4 protein-coding genes are annotated in these 2,352 nt (G+C 65.5%); all 4 read left to right on the top strand.

What is annotated here, in order from left to right; translation table 11 throughout:
• A partial coding sequence (locus sphsw_RS20465; protein ID WP_042467103.1) for a YihY/virulence factor BrkB family protein occupies window positions 1-657 on the top strand: 657 nt, incomplete at its 5' end.
• Window positions 654-1,457: an enoyl-ACP reductase FabI gene (fabI, locus tag sphsw_RS11455; protein WP_107930438.1), complete on the top strand. Its 804-nt coding sequence runs from the start codon at window positions 654-656 to the stop codon at window positions 1,455-1,457. The genes sphsw_RS20465 and fabI, both read left to right, overlap by 4 nt.
• A gap of 62 nt (window positions 1,458-1,519) precedes the next feature.
• On the top strand, window positions 1,520-1,933 hold the full coding sequence (locus sphsw_RS11450) for an endonuclease domain-containing protein (protein ID WP_042467102.1): 414 nt from the start codon (window positions 1,520-1,522) through the stop codon (window positions 1,931-1,933).
• Window positions 1,930-2,352 (top strand): chorismate synthase (gene aroC / locus sphsw_RS11445; protein WP_031440736.1); only part of this gene is annotated, 423 nt, incomplete at its 3' end. The genes sphsw_RS11450 and aroC, both read left to right, overlap by 4 nt.

Below are 2,352 nucleotides of genomic sequence, written 5' to 3'. Positions count from 1 at the left end.
TTGCGCAAGCCGATCGCCGACGTGCTGGCGGCGCGTACCGGGTCGTTGCTGTGGCTCGGCGCGCTGGTCGGGCTGTGGACCGTCGGCAGCTTTGTCGAGACGATCCGCGACATCTTCCACCGCGCCTACGGGATCAAGGCCACCGCCCCCTTCTGGAAATCGCGGCTCGGATCGTCCGCGGTGATCGTCGGCTCGGTGATCATGGCGCTGCTCTCCTTCCTAGTGCAGGGCATCCTGACCGCGGCCGAACAGTTCATCTACCGCCTCGTTCCCTTCGCGCAGGACGCCGCCGGATGGGTCGGCCTGTCCCGCCTGATTCCCGGTCTGCTGATGTTCGGCGCGCTGTATTTGCTGTTCTACTCGGTAACGCCGTCGCGCTATCGCTATTCGAAATGCCGCAAATGGCCCGGCGCGCTCTTCACCGCCGTCTGGTGGATCAGCGCGACCGCATTGCTGCCGATCGTCCTGTCGAGCCTGGGTGGCTATGACCTGACCTATGGCAGCCTGGCGGGCGTCGTCATCATGCTGCTGTTCTTCTACGTCATCGGTCTGGGGCTGGTATTCGGGGCGCATTTGAACGCGGCACTGGCGGAACCCCTCGAAACAGCGCTAGAGCAACCGGCTGACGAGGTAGAGGCGAAGGCGAGAACGGCGTGAACGGTTTGATGGCGGGCAAGCGTGGGTTGATCATGGGGCTGGCGAACGACAAGTCGCTGGCCTGGGGAATCGCCAAGAAGCTGTCCGAGGCCGGCGCGGAGCTCGCGTTCAGTTATCAGGGCGAGACGATGGAGAAGCGCGTCCGCCCACTTGCCGAGCAATTGGGCGTCGCGCGGCTGTTCGACTGCGACGTCTCCGACATGGGTGCGCTCGACGCGACCTTCGCCAAGCTGGCAGAGGAATGGCCGACGATCGATTTCGTCGTCCATGCGATCGGCTTTTCGGACAAGAACGAGCTGCGCGGGCGGTTCGTCGACACGAGCCTCGACAATTTCCTGATGACGATGAACATCAGCGTCTATTCGTTCGTCGCGGTCGCGCAGCGCGCGGCCAAGATGATGAACCCGGGCGGCTCGATGCTGACGCTCAGCTATTACGGCGCCGAGAAGGTCATCCCGCATTACAACGTGATGGGCGTCGCCAAGGCCGCGCTCGAGACGAGCGTGCAGTATCTCGCGGTCGATCTCGGCCGCGACAATATCCGCGTCAACGCGATCTCGGCCGGCCCGATCAAGACGCTGGCCGCGAGCGGGATCGGCGACTTCCGCCTGATCCTGAAGTGGAACGAGCTGAACTCGCCGCTCAAGCGCAACGTGACGATCGACGATGTCGGCGGCGCGGGGCTGTACCTGCTCAGCGACCTTGCATCGGGCGTCACGGGCGAAACCCACCATGTCGACGCCGGCTACAACGTGATCGGCATGAAAGCCGAGGACGCCCCCGACATCGCTCTGGTGTAAATACCCTCTCCCCTGCGGGGAGAGGGAGGGGCCCATGCGCAGCATGGGAGGGTGAGGGCACGGTGAGGCAGAAGGACGGCACCGAAGCCCTCAACCGCGCGCGGAAGCTGCGTCGCGACGCCACCGAGGCGGAAACCCGTTTATGGCAGAACCTCCGCAGCCGCCGCCTCGCCGACTTCAAGTTCCGCCGCCAGGTGTGGATCGGCCCGTTCATCGCCGACTTTCTGTGCATGGACGCCATGCTCGTCGTCGAGGTAGACGGCAGCCAGCATATCGGCGACGCGGCCTATGATGCCGACAGAAGTGCCTACCTCGCGAACAAGGGATACCGTGTGATCCGTGTCTGGAACAACGACGTGATGCAGCGGATGGACGACGTGCTTGCCGCGATCCTGTCCGCGCTTACAGACGTGCCCTCACCCTCCCATGCTGCGCATGGGCCCCTCCCTCTCCCCGTCGGGGAGAGGGCCAAGTGAGCGTCAACAGCTTCGGGCGGATGTTCCGCTTCACCACCTGGGGCGAGTCCCACGGACCCGCGCTCGGCGCGGTGGTCGACGGCTGCCCCCCCGGCATCCCCCTCACTGAAGCGGATATCCAGCCCTGGCTCGACAAGCGCCGTCCCGGCACCTCGCGCTTCACCACGCAGCGGCGCGAGCCCGATGCCGTGCGCATCCTCTCGGGCGTGTTCGACGGCCGCACCACCGGCACGCCGATCAGCCTGATGATCGAGAATGTCGACCAGCGCTCGAAGGACTATTCGGACGTCGCCAAGGCCTATCGTCCCGGCCATGCCGACTATGCCTATGACGCCAAATACGGCTTTCGCGACTATCGCGGCGGCGGCCGGTCGTCGGCGCGCGAGACCGCGGCGCGCGTCGCCGCCGGTGCGGTGGCG

Source organism: Sphingomonas sp. FUKUSWIS1 (assembly GCF_000733135.1).
In the GTDB taxonomy this organism is placed as follows: Bacteria; Pseudomonadota; Alphaproteobacteria; order Sphingomonadales; family Sphingomonadaceae; genus Sphingomonas; species Sphingomonas aerolata.
Note: the sequence above shows the minus strand (reverse complement) of the source record. Positions and strands in the feature narration are given on the sequence as shown.